Here is a 17411-nt window from a genome sequence, read left to right on the forward strand (position 1 = left end):
CATTTCGCATAGAATCGATGAAAACCAGAATATTTTGTCAACTTTCATCACATTATTACGTTAAAAATATCGTATATATACAGCTCACACTTCATTATCCTTCCATCGATGAGTGCTTACTGCTATTTTATGATATTGTCCATGAACTGTTCGGGTGTTCAGGCAACCCATGCACATCCGGATTACAATTTACAGTTCGTAGAAGATGCTCTTGTTCTGTACATAAGGTCTGCAATACTTGCTGCATAGCTTCGGCATACGATCTTTCATCCATTCGTGCCTCGACTCGTTCGCCATCTGAAAGGCATAATACCCCAGTGTAAAGATCAACATGAACCCTTCCATCAGCCGGATATCTCGCTCTGTTAGCGGTGCGGTTTGTTTCGTGTATCCAGATAAGAATATGTCACGTTCCTCCCGATTGAACATAAGCGCTGCCCCACCGGCATCGAACAGATAATAACCGTAACCGTGTAGACAAAAATCAATCATGGAAATCCCCTGACCCGTGATCAGCAGATTGTTGCGCGTAATATCCCCATGAATGATCCCCCATGTCTCCGCGTGCTGTGGGTACGTTGCTAGCTGCTTATTAATGTTCTCAAACGTCTCACGAAGCAGATCGAAGTCTTCCGTTGTAAAAATCCCCAATCGGACACCTTCCTCCAGCTGTCCTAGCATGATCAAGTTCTCATGGATATTGCCATAAGCCGGCCGTGCCTTTGTTCGATCTTTCTGTTGCTGTATACGCCCATGTTGATGCAGTGTCTGCAGTTGAACACCCAAGTCCATAATCTGCTCTGTTGTCAGCCGTTCTCCCTGCTGAATGTCCCTACCTTCAATCCACTCCAATACTGTACAGCAAATCTCTTTCCCTTCCTCACTTCTCCATACCGTGACCCAATCTCCCGATAGATTGCGTACCGGATGTTGTACGCGCAATGCTGTCGTTGCATTTAACTCATGAAGCAGGTTCATCTCTGCCTCCAGTGCAGGAGGGGTATGCTGAATGCCCGTCATACTTGCATATGCGGCTTGATGAATACGTAGCAGATACTTCTGCCCATTTGCTTCATCAACGACATGATACGTCAGATTCTCATTGTGGCGAATATAGGAAACGACAGGTTTCTCCATGTTATAGTTCTTAATGATCTGAGCTGCCATATGGTCGTAAGACCTCTGATCCGTAGTGATTATCAACATCTCCTTCGGAGTTATGTAAACGCTATCTTTGCACTGAATATCGTAGCATACTAGCTTTACACGCAGCAAACTCTTTCAGAATTAAATTAAAAAAGCACAACCCCCGAACAACCGTCCAGGCATTGCGCTTTCTTTTTTTCTCTATTTATCTCTTAATCTCTCTGTCTGTTGCTCTATGTGACACTCCATGATCCAATTAACCAAAACGGCCCATAATGTATTCTTGGGTCAGACGATTGTCCGGGTTCGTGAAAATATGTTCTGTATCCCCGTGCTCAATCATGCTTCCCAGATAGAAGTAAGCTGTATAATCCGAGATACGTGCTGCCTGCTGCATGTTATGGGTAACAATAACAATCCGCAGTTCCTTCTTGAGCTCGGTAATCAACTCTTCAACTTTACCGGTAGATACCGGGTCAAGTGCAGATGCAGGCTCATCGAGCAGCAGAATCTGCGGATCAACAGACAGGGCGCGGGCGATACATAAACGCTGCTGTTGTCCACCCGAGAGAGACAGAGCTGACTCGTTCAGTCTGTCTTTCACTTCGTCCCAGAGTGCTGCACGACGCAAGCTTTTTTCCACAATTTCATCCAGTGCCTTCTTACTCTTCGTACCACGGTAGCGGGGGCCAAACGCGATATTGTTGTAGATGGACTTATGAAAAGGATTCGGCTTCTGCCACACCATGCCAATCTTCTGGCGAAGCTTGATTACATCGGTTCCAGGCTCATTCAGATCGTTACCGTCCATCCAGATATGTCCCTCTGTACGGGAACCGGCAATCTCGTCGTTCATCCGGTTAAGTGACCGAAGGAACGTGGATTTACCGCAACCAGACGGTCCAATAAGAGCCGTTACGCTTGCTTCAGGAAACGTCAGGCTGATCTGTTTAACCGCCTGAAAATGTCCATAATATATGCTTAACTGTTCCGTACCAAAAGGTATGGCCATGTTGGTTCCTCCTTATTTCGAAGCTGTCATGCGGCGGAATACAACCCGACCGATCCAGCGTGCACTTAGATTGAACGCCAGCACGAGAATGACAAGCACGGCGGATGCCCCTGCTGCCACTTCTTTGGAATCTGGCCCAATGCCTTCACTATTCACTTTCCAGATATGAACAGCAAGTGTCTCTGCCGGACGGAAAGGATTAAGCGGTGATCTTGGACTCGTCGGATTCCAGTCTGTAAAGTCTAATGGCGGACTACTCATACCTGCGGTGAACATCAGCGCGGCTGCTTCACCAAAGATCCGGCCCGATGCCAGGATCGTACCCGTAATCAAGCTCGGCAATGCCACGGGCAGCAGAATGGAAGTGATAATTTTCCACTTGGACAGTCCAAGCGCCAGACCGGCTTCCTTCTGTTCCTTCGGAACAGCTCGGAACGCCTGCTCCGTTGTCCGCACCATCAGTGGCAAGTTAAAGATTGCCAGAGCCAAGGCACCCGAGATCAGGGAGAAGCCAAGACCAAATTGATTTACTAGCAATAAGAGACCAAACAAACCGATAACGATGGACGGGAATGATGACAACACTTCAACGACCAGACGAATGAAGCTGGTAATCTTGCCCGGTTTGGCGTATTCCGCCATGTAAATTCCGCCGCCCCATCCAAGTGGAATGGTAACGATCAATGTCAGGATAAGCAAGAATACCGAGTTAAAGAGCTGTGGACCAATCCCGCCGCCACCCTTGAGCAACTGTGGTGCGCTCGTCAGGAAGTTCCAGCTGATATGTCCAATACCTCTATACATGATGAATCCAAGCAGGCCGAGCAATAACATAACAATGAACAGGGCCAATACAACGATAACGGAGGTTGCAATTTTATCTACCGTCTTTGCCTTCATTTTCATACCCGGTTTCTCCTTTCAAGCAGGCGAACCAGAATGACGAAGACAAATGTCATCACCAACAGGACAAGCGCCATACTCCACAGTGCATTGTTATGAACGGAACCCATCGTGGTGTTACCCATGCTGAGTGTAATTACACTTGTTAATGTTGAAGCCGATTCGAGCAAGGATGTCGGAACATGCGGTGCATTACCGATAACCATCTGTACAGCAAGTGCTTCACCAAAAGCACGAGCCATACCGAGCACGACACCTGTCAACAACGCTGGTAAGGTCGTTGGAATAATGACACGGTAGATGGTTTGCCAGCGAGTGGCCCCCAGTGCGTAGGAGGATTCACGCAATCCTTTTGGCAACGCGGACAACGCATCTGCCATAATACTTGTCACCGTAGGAAGAATCATGACCGCGAGAACAAGACATCCGGCTGCAATCCCGACGCCTGTTCCACCAAAGATACTGCGCAGCAACGGTACGATGACACTCAGACCGATAAATCCGTACACAACGGACGGAATTCCCGACAAGAGCTCAATCGCAGGTTGCAATATCTTTTTCCCTTTACCCGGGACAATCTCTGTCATGAAGAGTGCTGCACACAAGCCAAGCGGGCTCGCGATCAATGCTGCAAGCAAGGTTGTAATGAAAGAACCTGTGATGAACGGCAATGCCCCGTAGAAAGCAGGTTCTCCAGTTGGATTCCACGTTTTCCCACCCAGAAATTCACTTATGCTTATTCCATTCTGGAAAAATGTCGATAGTCCCTTGGACGCTACAAAATAAACAATGGAAAACATGACAACGATCAGGAAAACGACACAAATCGACGTATAAATCCGTCCCGTCCACTCTTCCCAATAATGTTTCTCTTTTAAGGGCCGGCGCGGTTTCAACTTGTTATTCATTACCGTTCCCCCTTCGGTCTGTTCCATAACAACCATCCTTCTATAGTAGAATTAATGCAAAATATGGGATTATTTCAGAGCAAACCGCGTAAAGAGGCGGGACCTAAGTCCGCCTCTTTCGCTGTATGCGCAAGTTCAAAGATTACTCAACCACATTACCTGCTGCATCGCGTTTTACTTTCATACCTGACATTGGAATGTATCCAAGTTCTGTCACGTCATTTTGTTGAATTTCATCACTCAGGATGTAGTCCAGGAACGCTTTTGTTGCTGCATCCGGCTCACCTTTGGTATACATGTGCTCGTAAGCCCACACTGGATAAGTTCCTGCTTCTACGTTCTCCACTGTTGCTTCTACACCTTCGTATTTCAATACTTGCAAACTGTCATCCAAGTAAGACAGGGCAAGGTAACCAATAGCACCTGGCGTTTCAGAAACCAATTTTTTTACGTTACCAGAAGAATCTTCTTGAATCGAACCTTGGATATCATCCATTTTTGCACCCAATGCATACTTCTCGAACGTTGCACGAGTACCGGAGCTACTCGGACGGTTTACAATAACGATTGCTTGATCCGCGCCACCAACATCTTTCCAGTTCGTTACTTTACCGGAGAAAATGTCGATCAGTTGTTGCTTCGTCAAATCTTCTACACCTGCAGCTTTGTTGCTAACTGGAGCCATAGCTACTACTGCTACCTGATGGTCAACCAGTTCTTTTACTTTGGCTTCGTCCTCCAGTTTCTCTTCTGCAAATACATCAGAGTTACCGATTGTAGCTTGTCCGTCAGATACTTGTGTCAAACCAGTACCACTACCGCCACCTTGAACTTGAACCGTTACGTTCTTATATTCATCAACTGCCATAAATTTCTGTCCAGCTTGTTCTACCAGAGGTAGCAATGCTGTCGATCCGACTGCCAGAATGTTACCGCTAAGCTCAGTAGCAGCTTCTCCTGATCCATTGCTTGCGGCACCCTCTGTACCAGCGTCATTTTTCGATCCGCATGCTGCGAGTACCAGTACGAACGTTAAGGTCATCAAAATAAACGGCAACTTTTTAAACATGTTTTGTTTTCCTCCCCCAATGTAGTGATGGCGTTTTGTGAATTTGTTTGTTCACCATCAACTCTTTAATCATTGTAGTTTCGGTATGTCATCTTAAAAACAGTGTTTTGTAAACGCAATGTTAAAAATATCGGCTGTATATTGAAATATTTGGGATTTATTTGGCGCTGAAGTGGCCGCTTCGGGAACGGACGTTGTTTCAATCGCTGTTATCCCCGGATTTATATGATTTTTTTTTCAAAGGAATACATCCGGGGATAAAGGCGAACGCTTCGCTTTTCCACAATCGTTCCGTCCCCTGCGCTGTGTCAGCGCTCGTTGAATCTCAGTCATTTCAATGTTCAGCCTGGGAAGTAGGCAAAAAAGGCCAACCCTATCGGAGGCTGGCCTTCTGTAATTGGTTAGGTGCATAATAGAAATAGAGAATTTTCATTCCTTCTATAGAAGACACAGAAGATGAACAAAAAAACTGCCTCGCTGCCAGTGCGTAGCGCACCAGCTGTGAGAGCAGCTTTTTACATTACAACAGAATTATCTTATGGATACTTAATGTAAAACTACTTTTTCTAACCCAGAATCCATAACCACAATGCCAACCCGGCTAGGGTAATTAACAAGGTGGGAATGGTCAGGATGATGCCAGCCTTGAAATAATATCCCCATGTAATCTTCACACCTTTGCGGGATAACACATGCAACCACAGCAAGGTGGCAAGAGACCCTATCGGAGTCATTTTGGGACCCAGATCGGAACCAATGACATTGGCATAGATCAATACTTCTTGAATAATACCTTCGGTGTGCGCACCCTGGATGGCTAGCAGGTTAATCAAAACGGTCGGCAGGTTGTTCATCACCGATGACAATACTGCCGCGATGATACCCATCCCGAGCGAAGCAGCCAGCAGACCATGCTCTGCTATGGCATCCAGCCAGCGACTCAGATGATCTGTTAATCCTGCATTACGCAGTCCATATACGACGATATACATGCCCACCGAGAACACCACAATCGACCATGGTGCTTCCTTGATTACCCGTTTGAGGTCAACAGCCTCGCTCTTGCGTGCCAGTACAGCGAACAGCAAGGCAACGAAGCCAACGATAACCGATACCGGAATCGGGAGAAACTCACTGGATGCGTAAGCTACCAATAACAGTCCAAGCATGAACCAGGCGATTCGGAACATCCGTGGATCACGGATTGCTTCCTTCGGATCGCGTGCCGCGGAGATATCGTAGCGACGGGGTATGCTTTTGCGATAGAACAAAAACAGCATCCCCGTACTCGCTATAATTGAGAACAGATTCGGCACAACCATGCGTACTGCATATTCCACAAATGTAATACCAAAGAAATCAGCCGATACAATGTTGACCAGATTGCTGACGACCAGCGGCAACGATGTGGTATCCGCGATAAATCCACTCGCCATCACAAAAGCCAGCACCATGCGCTCATCGAACTTCAACGCACGCACCATTGCGAGCACAATTGGCGTCAGGATCAGCGCTGCACCATCATTTGCGAATAAGGCAGACACCGCGGCCCCAAGCAAAATGGAGTATAAAAACAGTCTGCGACCGTCCCCTCCGGCCAGCCTTGCCATGTGAAGGGCTGCCCATTCGAAGAAACCCGTCTCGTCCAGAATTAGAGAAATCATAATAATGCCCACAAAGGCCAGCGTTGCATTCCATACAATGGATGCCACATCCGAAGCATCGTTCAAGCTTACAACTCCACACAATAGGGCGAGCAATGCACCACCCGAGGCAGTCCAACCGATGCCCAACCCCCGAGGCTGCCAGATCACCAAGGTGATCGTTACTACAAAAATTAATATCGCTACGTATACCATAGTGCCTCCTGCTGTACCCTGTCTCGATATATTCTATCGTTCACTCTATCATTATATTGTTAGATTACACCGCATGATGCGCGGAAGAACCAGACGATATATTTATACAGGGCCGCAGGAGCAATGTCTATCTTTATTTTCTTCTATTCGAAAAAAGCGTGGTACATCATGGTAGTCTACATCCTAGGGTTTATCGTTTCCCTTCTCCTTCGGTGTATCTTCAACCATTTTGAACATGCCAAGCAATCCTTGCAATTGTTCTGCCATACTGTTCAGATGTGCAGACGATGATGCAATTTCCTCAACCGAGGCCAGTTGTTCCTGCGAAGATGCAGATACGGATTCTGTATTTGCAGCCGATTCCTGGGTCACATTCGAAATATCGTTCATGGCCTTCGCTACGTGGGATGCACCGTTCTCCAGTTGCTTCGTTGTTTCGGACAAGTCATCCAGTGTATGAACGGCATCTTCCACCGCCTCCCGAATCTGGGCAAACGATTGTCCCGAAATATTCACGGCCTGAATCCCTTCTCCCACCCGAGTCTGGGCGGCATTCATGGCGATTAGAGCGGCATTCATATCCTGACGGATATTGTGAACCACCTCACCGATCTGCGCTGCCGAGCTGCCGGATTCTTCTGCCAGTTTACGTACTTCTCCTGCTACGACAGCAAACCCGCGCCCTGCATCACCTGCCCTAGCCGCTTCAATGGAAGCATTCAATGCAAGCAAGTTGGTCTGTTTGGAGATGGAGGCAATGACATCAACCATGCTGCCGATCTCTACCGAACGGGCATTCAGAGACTGAACCACCGTTCCCAGCTGCTCCACCGTTTCCTGGATGCTGTTCATCTGCGCCACAGCCTGTCCTGCTGCTTCATTACCAGAAGAAGCTGCACCAGATGTATTCCGCATATTTGCCGTGATCGATTGCACGCGCTCCGACATCATTCGAACATCTTCTGCCATTCGGCTCATCTGTCTAGATCCGTCTTTCACGCTGTTCACCTGCTGCTCCGCACCTTCGGCCAGCTCCTGAATAGCCAGTGTTGAATGTTCAATCGCTTTGGTCGTTTGTTCTGCACTGGCAGACAATTCTTGAGAAGAAGCAGATACCTGCTCTGTCGTTTCCTGTACACCAAGAATCATCATCCGCAGGTTATCCACCATGCGCTCGAAATACTTCGCCAGATCACCGACTTCATCTTTACGGCCTGTTTCCATTTTCACGGTCAGGTCACCTTTGCTTACAGCTCTGGCCGATTCCTGCAATCGTTTAATTGGACGCAGCATGGATCGTGTGAACCAGATAATAAAGATGAGCGTAAGGAACGTGGCCGCGAGAATCACTATCAACGTAATCATGCGAATGTCCTTACTCGCATTAGTTATCTCACTTTTGAACATCGTTCCAGCTATTTTCCAACCTGTTGCTTCATTTGTAGCAAAAATCATCATTTTCGGTTGCTCGTTGAATACGTAATCGAACTGTCCTTCTTGACCCTCATACATTTCATCCAGCGATCCGCTGGTTTCCTGTGTACCTGGCTCTACTACAGGAGAAACGACATAATTTTTGTTCGCGTCCATAATAATAACGTAGCCTTCTTGACCCACCTTAATGGATGCCTGCTCTTGCAGATCTGTCAGATCCAGAGACAAACCAACAACACCGGATTGATCCGTTAGTGTTTTGGAGATAAATACAACGGCAACGCCATCCGTATTCACGGACACAGCTGATACGACAGCGGTACCTGGTTTCTCCATCGCAAGTGTATACCACTCCCGCTCCCTGGGATCATATGCATCTCCCCGTGTGCTGCTCGCTGTTGGTTTACCTCGAACCATGACTCCGTCAGTTGTTCCTACAAAAATGTTCATGGCATCCGGGTGTAAACCCAGATACTGCTCCAGTTTCATTTGAATCTCTGTACTATCGTTTTCCCCTTTAATCAAGGTCGGATCAAGTGCATCCGCAAAATAATTAATGTCATGAATCTTGTAATTCACTTGGCTTTCTACAATGGTATTGGCAGTGCTCACACTTTGCTTGGCACTATCCATTAATTGTCCTTGTACGCCATCTTCAGCCATCGTTAGTGTGATCAAGCCGATTGCCAAGCTTGGCAGGAGCAGAACTGCCAGGAAGGAGACCAATAGTTTGTTCCTTATATTCCAGACGAAACCTTTCTTTTTCTTCTTCTTTTTATTCGGATTATGTTTTGGTTTGGCAGGTTTCGCTGCTTTCATTGGTTTGTTATCCTGAATTTCACTCATGTCTTTATCCCCCTCTAAATGTAAAATGCCCTCTTTCTTTGTTATGTATGGAACACTCTATAAGGCTTATCTATATATATCGGCTATCTGATGGGATTTATTTGAGAGAAAAATGTACAGGCACGCCAAACAAGCCACCTCTGACCAGAAGTGACTTGTACAAGGTACTCGTTACCAACTATTCCTTCAATTAGAAGAAGTATTGAGGTACGGCTCGCTTGGAGGTTGTGCCGTGGGTTTACCAAAATAGTACCCCTGTGCAAGCTCAATACCTATGGAACGACAGTATTCAAACTCTTCCATCCGTTCGACCCCCTCGGCAAGAACTTGACCTCCAAATCGGCTCGACATCTCAACAATATGAAGAATCTTCTGTTGCTTGGTCGAATCCTGATCACAACGGTCAATAAGACTTCGATCTATTTTGACAAAATCCGGTTCTAACCGATTCATCAACTCTATGGTCGAATATCCGGCACCCACATCATCCAGTGCAACCGACATCCCACGGGAACGATATACCTGAAATATCTGCTGCAAGATGGGCATATGCTGAATCTGCTCTGTTTCCACGACTTCAAACACAAAATCTTTAGGGTCAAGCGCAAGACGTTCAATCGCTTCAAACGTATGTGTCAGACAATATTCGGGGTTATATATGGAGGAAGGCAGGAAATTTACGAAGCGTTTGACACCATGCGGCAGAAAAACGGCACTGGTCTCAATAGCAGTAATACGCGCCATTCGATCCAGAAAAGAATGTAGTCCGGTCTCGCGCGCAACTTCAAATAATTCATAGGAACTGAAGGATTTTCCATTCTCAGCAGGACGAAGCAAAAACTCATATCCGATAATCTGTTCCGATGCATCCACGATGGGCTGCATATGACTGCTGAATTGATGCTCCAGTATAATGGAAACCAGCTCTGCATGCTTGAAACGGGACTCCTGCATGGTTAGACTAATCCAGCTTTCTTCATCCGCCTGTTCGTATAAAGGCATGATCTGAACGGTTAGGGAGTCACGTAATGTTGGATTCATCTCAACGATCTCTTCTATTAAGCTCTGAACCGCCTCAGGATTCGAATAATGCATCCACATCATGTCATCCGACGTCTCGATAAGTCTTCCCGGCGTTTGCAGCGCTTCCAGCAAAGCGGGGGAAATGGGACGCAGGTATAAGGTACCTTGGCCCTCTATAGGATAGATTGGACTGCAGCCACTGCAATTCATGTAGGACCCCCTTGCCAATTTATGATTCCATGTCCATTAATGTTCACTTGTATATACCCAAAGTTTGTAAATATTATATCATGGGTCTTAAAATTAATCTCTACTGTTTTGATGACTTCATATATGACGGCTATTGTAACAAATATATTCAAAATTGCAGAAAAAAAGACCGACAGTCTGATGACTGTCGGCCTCCTTCTCACCGCTTATTAACCTTTAAGAAGCGGGAATCACGATTTTCTGTCCAACTTTCAGGTTATGCACATTTGAGATTTTGTTAGCTGTTGCCAGCTTGCGCCAGTCCACACCATATTTCAAACCGATGCGGTACAGGTTGTCCCCTTTTTTCACTACATATACAACCTTGTTATTGGTTGCCGGTTTCTCAGGTTGTGGCTTAGGCGTTGGTGTTGGTTTAGGCGTTGGTGCCGGCTCCGTACCTGTTTCAGGTGTTGTCGTTGCTTCACCTGTCAGTTTCAAACCGTACTCTGCAAAACCTTCTTTGTTCGTACCGATGAATGACATCGCCGGATTCGCTTCAACCAGACCTTTCGCATCCGGGGAAGAAGCAAACACAACTTCAAGATCATTCAACGCTGCTGCGGTTACACCCGCAGATGGTTTGATTGGTGCCAGGGACCAGTTGCCGTCCGCTGCCGGATTAATCGTTTTATTTTCACGGATGTAGTCGATGATCACTTGACGGTTCTCATCCGGTGCAGCCAGAACGATCCGTTTGCCGTCCGGGTTAGCCAATTTGGATGAAGAAGCACGGTAGTTATTTGTCGCTACAATGAATTTTTGCGCTGGGTCAACCGGTTTGCCGTTAAAACTCAGATCCTTGATTCGGCTTGCTGATGCATTAACGATCGTAGCTTTGCTATCGTATTTGGCTGGTTGAGTCACATCAATCTGATACGTTACACCATCAATAACATCGAAGTTGTACGTTGGGAAGTCATTGTTGATCAGTTGTTGTTGACCACCTTTGGCCGGGTCGATCTGGTTGAACTGGCCAGCAGACCATTCCAGCCATTCTTTCAATTCTGCACCGTTGACCATTACAGCATGTACCGTATTTGGATACACGTACAAGTCAGCAACGTTTTTGATCGCAATGGTGCCTTTGGGAATATTCGTGTAATACGAAGCGCCTGAACGACCACCGGCTTTGAATGGTGCACCTGCGGACAATACAGGGATTTTCTCATATTCCGTACCTTGCATATGTTTCTCGACATACCATTTCTGAGCATTCGTTACGATCTGAATGGATGGATCATCCTGAACCAGAGCGAAGAAACTGTTGATAGGTGCTGTAGTTTCACCCACCGGACCACGAACATACTCCAACGTACCTTCATGCTCTTCATGAACTGCATCAATGATATCCTGATCCGCATCTACCAGAGGCTTTTTATTGGCTGTGTCATAGATTGGGCGTGCTTCCGTTTTGGAATCCACCACTTTCCATTTGCCATCAACCAGCTCCAGATCCAGATCGATGATACCCAGATGATCGCCCCAGAAACCTGGCTCTACAGCAGGAACGCCATTGATTGTACCTTTCTCAAGATCTACCCCTTTTTTGCCGGCAAAATCGGCACTTGGGAATACTTTATGAGCATGTCCAAACAGAATGGCATTAATGCCTTCTACCTGACTCAGATACAATACGGAGTTCTCCATCAGATCCGTTTGCGGGATATCCTCAAATCCGGAGTGAGGAATGGCTACAATAATGTCGGCACCTTCGGCCTTCATTTGCGGAATGAATTTCTTGGCGGTAGCGATAATATCCTTGGCGATGACTTTTCCTTCAAGGTTAGCGCTGTCCCACTGCATGATTTGTGGCGGCACAAATCCGATCACACCCACTTTGATCGTGTGCTCTTTGCCAGTCTCATCCGTTACTTTTTTGTCCAAAATCTCATACGGTGTGAAGTAATTCTTGTCATTCGTCTCATCATCATCACCATCATCTACATAGACATTGGCATTAATGTAAGGGAAGTTCGCTCCCTCCAGCGTCATGTCCAGGAAGTCCAGGCCATAGTTGAACTCATGGTTGCCGATGTTACCTGCATCATAATCGAGCAGATTCATCGCTTTATATACAGGGTGAGTCTCACCCTTTTTCAGTGGATCAATCTTCGCAACATAGTCTCCCAGCGGGTTACCCTGAATCAGATCACCATTGTCGAACAGCAAGCTGTTCTTGGCTTCATCACGTGCTTTTTTGATCAATGTGGCTGTTTTGGCAAGTCCATACTGGTCTGTCTCTTTGTCGGAATAGTAGTCATAGTTAATCAGATTGTCATGAATGTCTGTTGTCTCCATGATCCGCAGTTTAACTTTGGCAGCATCCGCAGCCGATACAGGTACCGGAAACACCGCAAGCACGTTTAATGCAACCAAAGCGGCAGTCAGGCTTGATAATACTTTTTTACTCGTTTTCAAAATAACCCCTCCCGGTTATGTACATTGAATCATGCATTAATGGGCAAACGAAGAGCGCAGAAAAAGATAGATTTCATGGGCTGTGCGTACTGACGCTCTGATGACATGCATCGGAATTTCAGGTAAGTTTATCTCACATGAACATCTATTTATGTCTGTGCTTGTCGTTTACATTCCAAATCATAACGCAATGTTCACCCATTGAAAAGCATTATTTTTTACATTACCCGCACATACCTAGGCAAGTTTACATTATCATGCGTGATTTCGACATTTTTTTCAACATTTTAGTAGGTATATCGTACTTATTATCTTTAAAATACGTATATTACACGTGTCTTACATGTATAACCAATTCAGCGTTATTCATCCATACCAAAAACCGTGAAACCTTGATGGCTTTCACGGTTGGATTGAACTCTGCGCATATTTCGCATAAGGACGCTACTTTGCAGAGGTTATGTTCATATTCGGATTATTGTTCCCACACATGATGTTCATGATCTTTCCCTGTATATTCAATACGAGTCGGGGTAATGTCCAGAATGACATAGTTCGGATCATTAGGTCCATCGAACCACGCCTTCAGTTCCTCGTTCCACACTTGCTCACGCAAGCCTTCGTTCTTCGTCACTTCGCAGGTTCCTTCGATTTCAACGACTTCCTTGGAACCACCAGCCTCATAACCAAGTAGCAGGCTAACATTCGGATTATTCTCCAGTTCCTCTACTTTGTGTGTACGGCGGTTCGTTGCCAGATGAATGTTCAGTCCATCGTTGAAAAGCGCCATATAGCGTGATTTCGGTTTACCATTCTCCACAGTCGAGAAGCTGCAAAAAGGGTTGTTTTCCAATGCTTTTACAATGTTTTGTTCCAATTCAGTCTGGTTCATGGGAAGTGCTCCTTTCGGTTTGGGGGATATTGGGAGGACTCTTGTAGGCGGCCGTTCCGGGTTCGGATCGTTTTTTGGATCGCTGTTATCACGCAACAATCTTGATATTGTTCTCATACACATTGGATTAAAGACGATTCACACCGACTACGATGATAGAACAACCTTCCAATCGCTGTTATCCCCAGATTTTCTGATTCCCTTCTCTCAAAGGGAAAAATCCGGAGATAAAGGCGAGCGCTTCGCTTTTTCAGGTTTCTTCTGTCCTCTCCGTTATCGTGTGAATGCTTAATTCCAAAGGATATATGAATAAAAATTCAAGATACATGCGAACGCTTCGCTTCCTCAGAATCGATTCCGTCCCCTCCACTTCGTCTACCGTTCTCCCAAATTTGAGGATTGGGTAGGCTAAAGTTCGAAGAGACACCTGTACTTAACTTTGCAGGTTTCACTTCTTTAGGTTTTATCCGCTCCGTCGTTGTGTATAAGTACAGTCAACTTACGTTAGGTGTAATAAGCCTGTACTTATAGTGTACCCACCTCACCTATGGTGAATCCCATGAACCTGTTCGCAAACGTGACAAAATCAGAAAAGTTCTTTATAAAAATGTTTACATACATGGATTAGCGCGAAATCTCTCATGGCTAATTTAATTCAAGTCTCCAAGATAGATTGATGAAGAACCCGATTTAAGAAGCAATTCACCAATGGTTTTTGGATATAAACGAATCTGGGACAGCTCTTCAAGTGCAATCCATTCCACGGCGACTTGGTGGTCGTCTGGATTAGAGCCTTCAAAAATAGTTGCCTCCGGATCGATCAGGCTGCACGCAAAATAAAATTCAACCTGGTGGATATCTGCATCCCACTCGGCGAACTCATGATTTTTTCCGATATACTCCCGGATATGTAACAACTCTCCCACGTTCACAGCCTGACCAATCTCCTCCAGACATTCACGCGCGACCGCATCCTTGAGTTCTTCACCTTTCTCCTGTCCTCCACCCGGGAACACATAAGCGGTACCATATTGGTCTTCCAGCCGGATGACCAGCAATCGACCATCCTGCACTATGACGGCCTTCGCCGAGTTGCGTATGGGTTTCATTTTGTTCATTCACTCCTTGTCATATTCCTAATTTATGAGCGGATAACGTAATCCCCTCCGATTCCAGTACACGACGAATTTCTTGAGCAAATGCGAGAGCGTTCGCTCCGTCACCGTGAATACAGACAGTCTCTGCCTTAATGGAAACCAGCGTACCATCCGTGGATTTAACCACGCCGTCTTTCACCATCTGGAGCACTTGGGCAATCGCTTGTCCCGACTCTTCAATGACAGACCCCTCTTGGCTGCGAGGGGTTAGCTTACCATCCGCCTTATAGGTTCGATCCGCAAACACTTCGCTCACACTGCGCAGACCGATGCGATCCGCAGCGTGAATCAGCTCACTGCCCGCCAGAGCATACAAATACAGATCAGGCTGCACTTGATAGATCGCCTCGGCGACAGCTTCAGCAAGTTTTGTATCTTCTGCAGCCATATTGTATAAGGCACCGTGGGGTTTCACATGATGCAATCGCCCCCCACTTATACGGACAAAGGCATCCAGCGCACCGATCTGATAGACTACCATGTCATAAGCTTCCCGTGGCGTAATATCCATACGTCTCCTGCCAAACCCTTGCAAGTCCGGCAACCCGGGGTGGGCTCCAATTTCCACCTGATGCTCCAATGCCCTCTCCACCGTTATCCGCATCGTAGCCGGGTCCCCTGCATGAAACCCGCAGGCAATATTGGCTGATGTAATTAAGGGCAGAATGGCTTCGTCCGATAGCGTGCGATATATACCATAACTTTCGCCCAGATCACAATTGATATCCAGGATTTTTGAGGTATTCATAGAATGCCCTCCATTTCTACCATTCTTCTGCGTATCAGCTTATCCATGAGCTGCATATTGTTTTCCTGTTCCATGTACAACTGCCGGGCTTGATCATGCGTAATCTGCGCAAAAGAAATTCGGGTTCCCGGCCTAGCCTGAGCCAGGATTGGCATATCCACCTGAGCTACCTGTGCTATGACAGGATAGCCCCCAATCGTCTGATGGTCTGCCATCAAGATGATGGGCTGACCATCTGGTGGCACCTGCACCGTGCCATAAATAACCGCTTCAGACAACCGCTCCAGCGGCTGATCCAGCTCCAGTCTGGAGCCTTGCAAGCGATAGCCCATCCGATCGGATTGCGGAGAGATTACGTATTTCTCGGCATAGAATTGTCCCAGACTTGCCTCGCTGAACAGCGAACTATCCTTGCTCTCCATCACACGAATGACACATCTTCCATAATAGTCAGGTCGTTCACGTTCGGATAAGAACCAAGCAGGCGCCAATATTCGGTGATCCCGCTCACTCAGCTCTACCTGCTGCTCCAGACGCTTCATGCATCCTTGCGCTTCTTCAGAAGGTTCACCTGTAGATAACAGATCTGCCACATGCAGGGCTCTTCCTTCCAAACCGCCAAGACCTGTCTTGAGATCTGTACTTCGACTGCCCATCACGTCAGGCACAGCTATACCTCCTGCAAACGCCAGATAACCGCGCAAGCCTTGGCGACATGGGCCAAACTTCAGTACACTTCCAGCCCGCATCAACACAGGACGCCACAAAGGCACAGGCAGGTGATCCACGGTTGCCGTCAGATCGGCCCCACATAAGGAGACTAGCTGGCTCTCCTGAAATCGAAGCTCCGGCCCCATCATCGTCATCTCCAGCACCGCCGCATGGCGGGAATTGCCCACAAGCATATTGGCGGCTCTGGCTGCAAAGGTGTCCATGACCCCGCCAGGATGAATACCATACCGGCGATAACCGATTCTGCCTTCATCCTGAACGGAAGATAATAGACCAGGGCGAATCACTTCAATACTCATCGTTCGTCCTCCATCCGCTTCAACGCCAGATATTCTTGCATTGTAATCTGTTCAAATCGAACCCGATCACCTGCTGCCAGCAAACTCGGTACCTTCTCCCCCGGCCGAAACAACCGGAGTGGCGTTCGTCCAATACATTGCCATCCTCCAGGTGTGTCCACCGGATAGATTCCCGTCTGTTGACCACCAATTCCTACTGTACCGGCCTCCACCCGAATCCTTGGCGTGGCCCGTCTGGGCGTAGCAATCCGTTCGGATAACCCGCCCAGATACGGAAAACCTGGTGCAAATCCAATCATATGCACGAGATAATCCCCCGAGGTGTGAATCGCAATAACGTCCTCTGAGGTCAGTCCATGCTCACTGGCGACATAGTCCAGATCAGGCCCGCATTCGCCACCGTAACATACGGGAATCGTGACCGTTCTGGACTTGTCTTGAACGGATTCCTTCATTTGATTCAACAGCTGAAGTAAAGTGCCGCATAACTCGGGGTACGGGGAGATAAACGGATCATAAAATAGTGTAACGGACGTATATGAAGGCACCCATTCAATCATGGCAGGCAGAGTGCCTTTTTCCAGTAGAGCGCATACAGACATCACTCTGCGCTGCACTGCGTCAGACAAGCGATTCCCGCAATCAATGATCAAGGCTGTCTCACCCAGCGGAGATAAGATCTCCTCTGTCCATGCATACGTCAATTCGGTCAT

14 protein-coding genes are annotated in these 17411 nt (G+C 47.0%); all 14 read right to left on the reverse strand.

Translation table 11 applies throughout. The features are described from left to right. Positions 1-189: 189 nt before the first annotated feature. Positions 190-1167, reverse strand: a complete 978-nt coding sequence (locus ACTHPG_RS23410; RefSeq protein ID WP_440391769.1) for a phosphotransferase enzyme family protein — start codon at positions 1165-1167, stop codon at positions 190-192. Positions 1168-1402: 235 nt separating this feature from the next. Continuing rightward, the gene (gene pstB / locus ACTHPG_RS23415) at positions 1403-2158 is read right to left on the reverse strand and encodes a phosphate ABC transporter ATP-binding protein PstB (protein WP_253429470.1); all 756 of its coding nucleotides are present in this window, start codon (positions 2156-2158) and stop codon (positions 1403-1405) included. A 12-nt stretch (positions 2159-2170) separates the two neighbouring features. After that, positions 2171-3058 (reverse strand): phosphate ABC transporter permease PstA, encoded by an 888-nt coding sequence (pstA, locus tag ACTHPG_RS23420; protein WP_278299082.1) that lies wholly within the window; start codon positions 3056-3058, stop codon positions 2171-2173. Between the two features lie 2 nt (positions 3059-3060). Next, positions 3061-3996: a phosphate ABC transporter permease subunit PstC gene (gene pstC / locus ACTHPG_RS23425; protein ID WP_017690972.1), complete on the reverse strand. Its 936-nt coding sequence runs from the start codon at positions 3994-3996 to the stop codon at positions 3061-3063. Between the two features lie 115 nt (positions 3997-4111). Next, positions 4112-5038 carry a phosphate ABC transporter substrate-binding protein gene (locus ACTHPG_RS23430; protein ID WP_440391770.1) on the reverse strand — a complete coding sequence of 309 codons (927 nt, stop codon included), beginning with the start codon at positions 5036-5038 and terminating at the stop codon, positions 4112-4114. A gap of 566 nt (positions 5039-5604) precedes the next feature. Next, positions 5605-6897 carry an arsenic transporter gene (locus ACTHPG_RS23435; RefSeq protein ID WP_440391771.1) on the reverse strand — a complete coding sequence of 431 codons (1293 nt, stop codon included), beginning with the start codon at positions 6895-6897 and terminating at the stop codon, positions 5605-5607. 183 nt (positions 6898-7080) lie between these two features. Then, the gene (locus tag ACTHPG_RS23440; RefSeq protein WP_440391772.1) at positions 7081-9177 is read right to left on the reverse strand and encodes a methyl-accepting chemotaxis protein; all 2097 of its coding nucleotides are present in this window, start codon (positions 9175-9177) and stop codon (positions 7081-7083) included. A 186-nt stretch (positions 9178-9363) separates the two neighbouring features. Further along, positions 9364-10410: an EAL domain-containing protein gene (locus ACTHPG_RS23445; RefSeq protein WP_440391773.1), complete on the reverse strand. Its 1047-nt coding sequence runs from the start codon at positions 10408-10410 to the stop codon at positions 9364-9366. Between the two features lie 216 nt (positions 10411-10626). Continuing rightward, positions 10627-12870 carry a bifunctional 2',3'-cyclic-nucleotide 2'-phosphodiesterase/3'-nucleotidase gene (locus ACTHPG_RS23450; RefSeq protein WP_440391774.1) on the reverse strand — a complete coding sequence of 748 codons (2244 nt, stop codon included), beginning with the start codon at positions 12868-12870 and terminating at the stop codon, positions 10627-10629. A 475-nt stretch (positions 12871-13345) separates the two neighbouring features. Next, the gene (locus ACTHPG_RS23455) at positions 13346-13762 is read right to left on the reverse strand and encodes a pyridoxamine 5'-phosphate oxidase family protein (protein ID WP_440391775.1); all 417 of its coding nucleotides are present in this window, start codon (positions 13760-13762) and stop codon (positions 13346-13348) included. 650 nt (positions 13763-14412) lie between these two features. Then, the gene (locus ACTHPG_RS23460) at positions 14413-14871 is read right to left on the reverse strand and encodes an NUDIX domain-containing protein (RefSeq protein ID WP_440391776.1); all 459 of its coding nucleotides are present in this window, start codon (positions 14869-14871) and stop codon (positions 14413-14415) included. Between the two features lie 19 nt (positions 14872-14890). Next, positions 14891-15667, reverse strand: a complete 777-nt coding sequence (locus ACTHPG_RS23465) for a LamB/YcsF family protein (protein WP_440391777.1) — start codon at positions 15665-15667, stop codon at positions 14891-14893. Beyond that, a complete protein-coding gene (locus ACTHPG_RS23470; RefSeq protein ID WP_440391778.1) occupies positions 15664-16698 on the reverse strand; it encodes a biotin-dependent carboxyltransferase family protein in 1035 nt (344 codons plus the stop codon). The genes ACTHPG_RS23465 and ACTHPG_RS23470 overlap by 4 nt, the downstream gene beginning before the upstream one ends. After that, positions 16695-17411 carry a 5-oxoprolinase subunit PxpB gene (pxpB, locus tag ACTHPG_RS23475; protein WP_440391779.1) on the reverse strand — a complete coding sequence of 239 codons (717 nt, stop codon included), beginning with the start codon at positions 17409-17411 and terminating at the stop codon, positions 16695-16697. The genes ACTHPG_RS23470 and pxpB overlap by 4 nt, the downstream gene beginning before the upstream one ends.

This window comes from Paenibacillus sp. SAF-068, from assembly GCF_051967555.1.
Taxonomy (GTDB): Bacteria; Bacillota; Bacilli; order Paenibacillales; family Paenibacillaceae; genus Paenibacillus.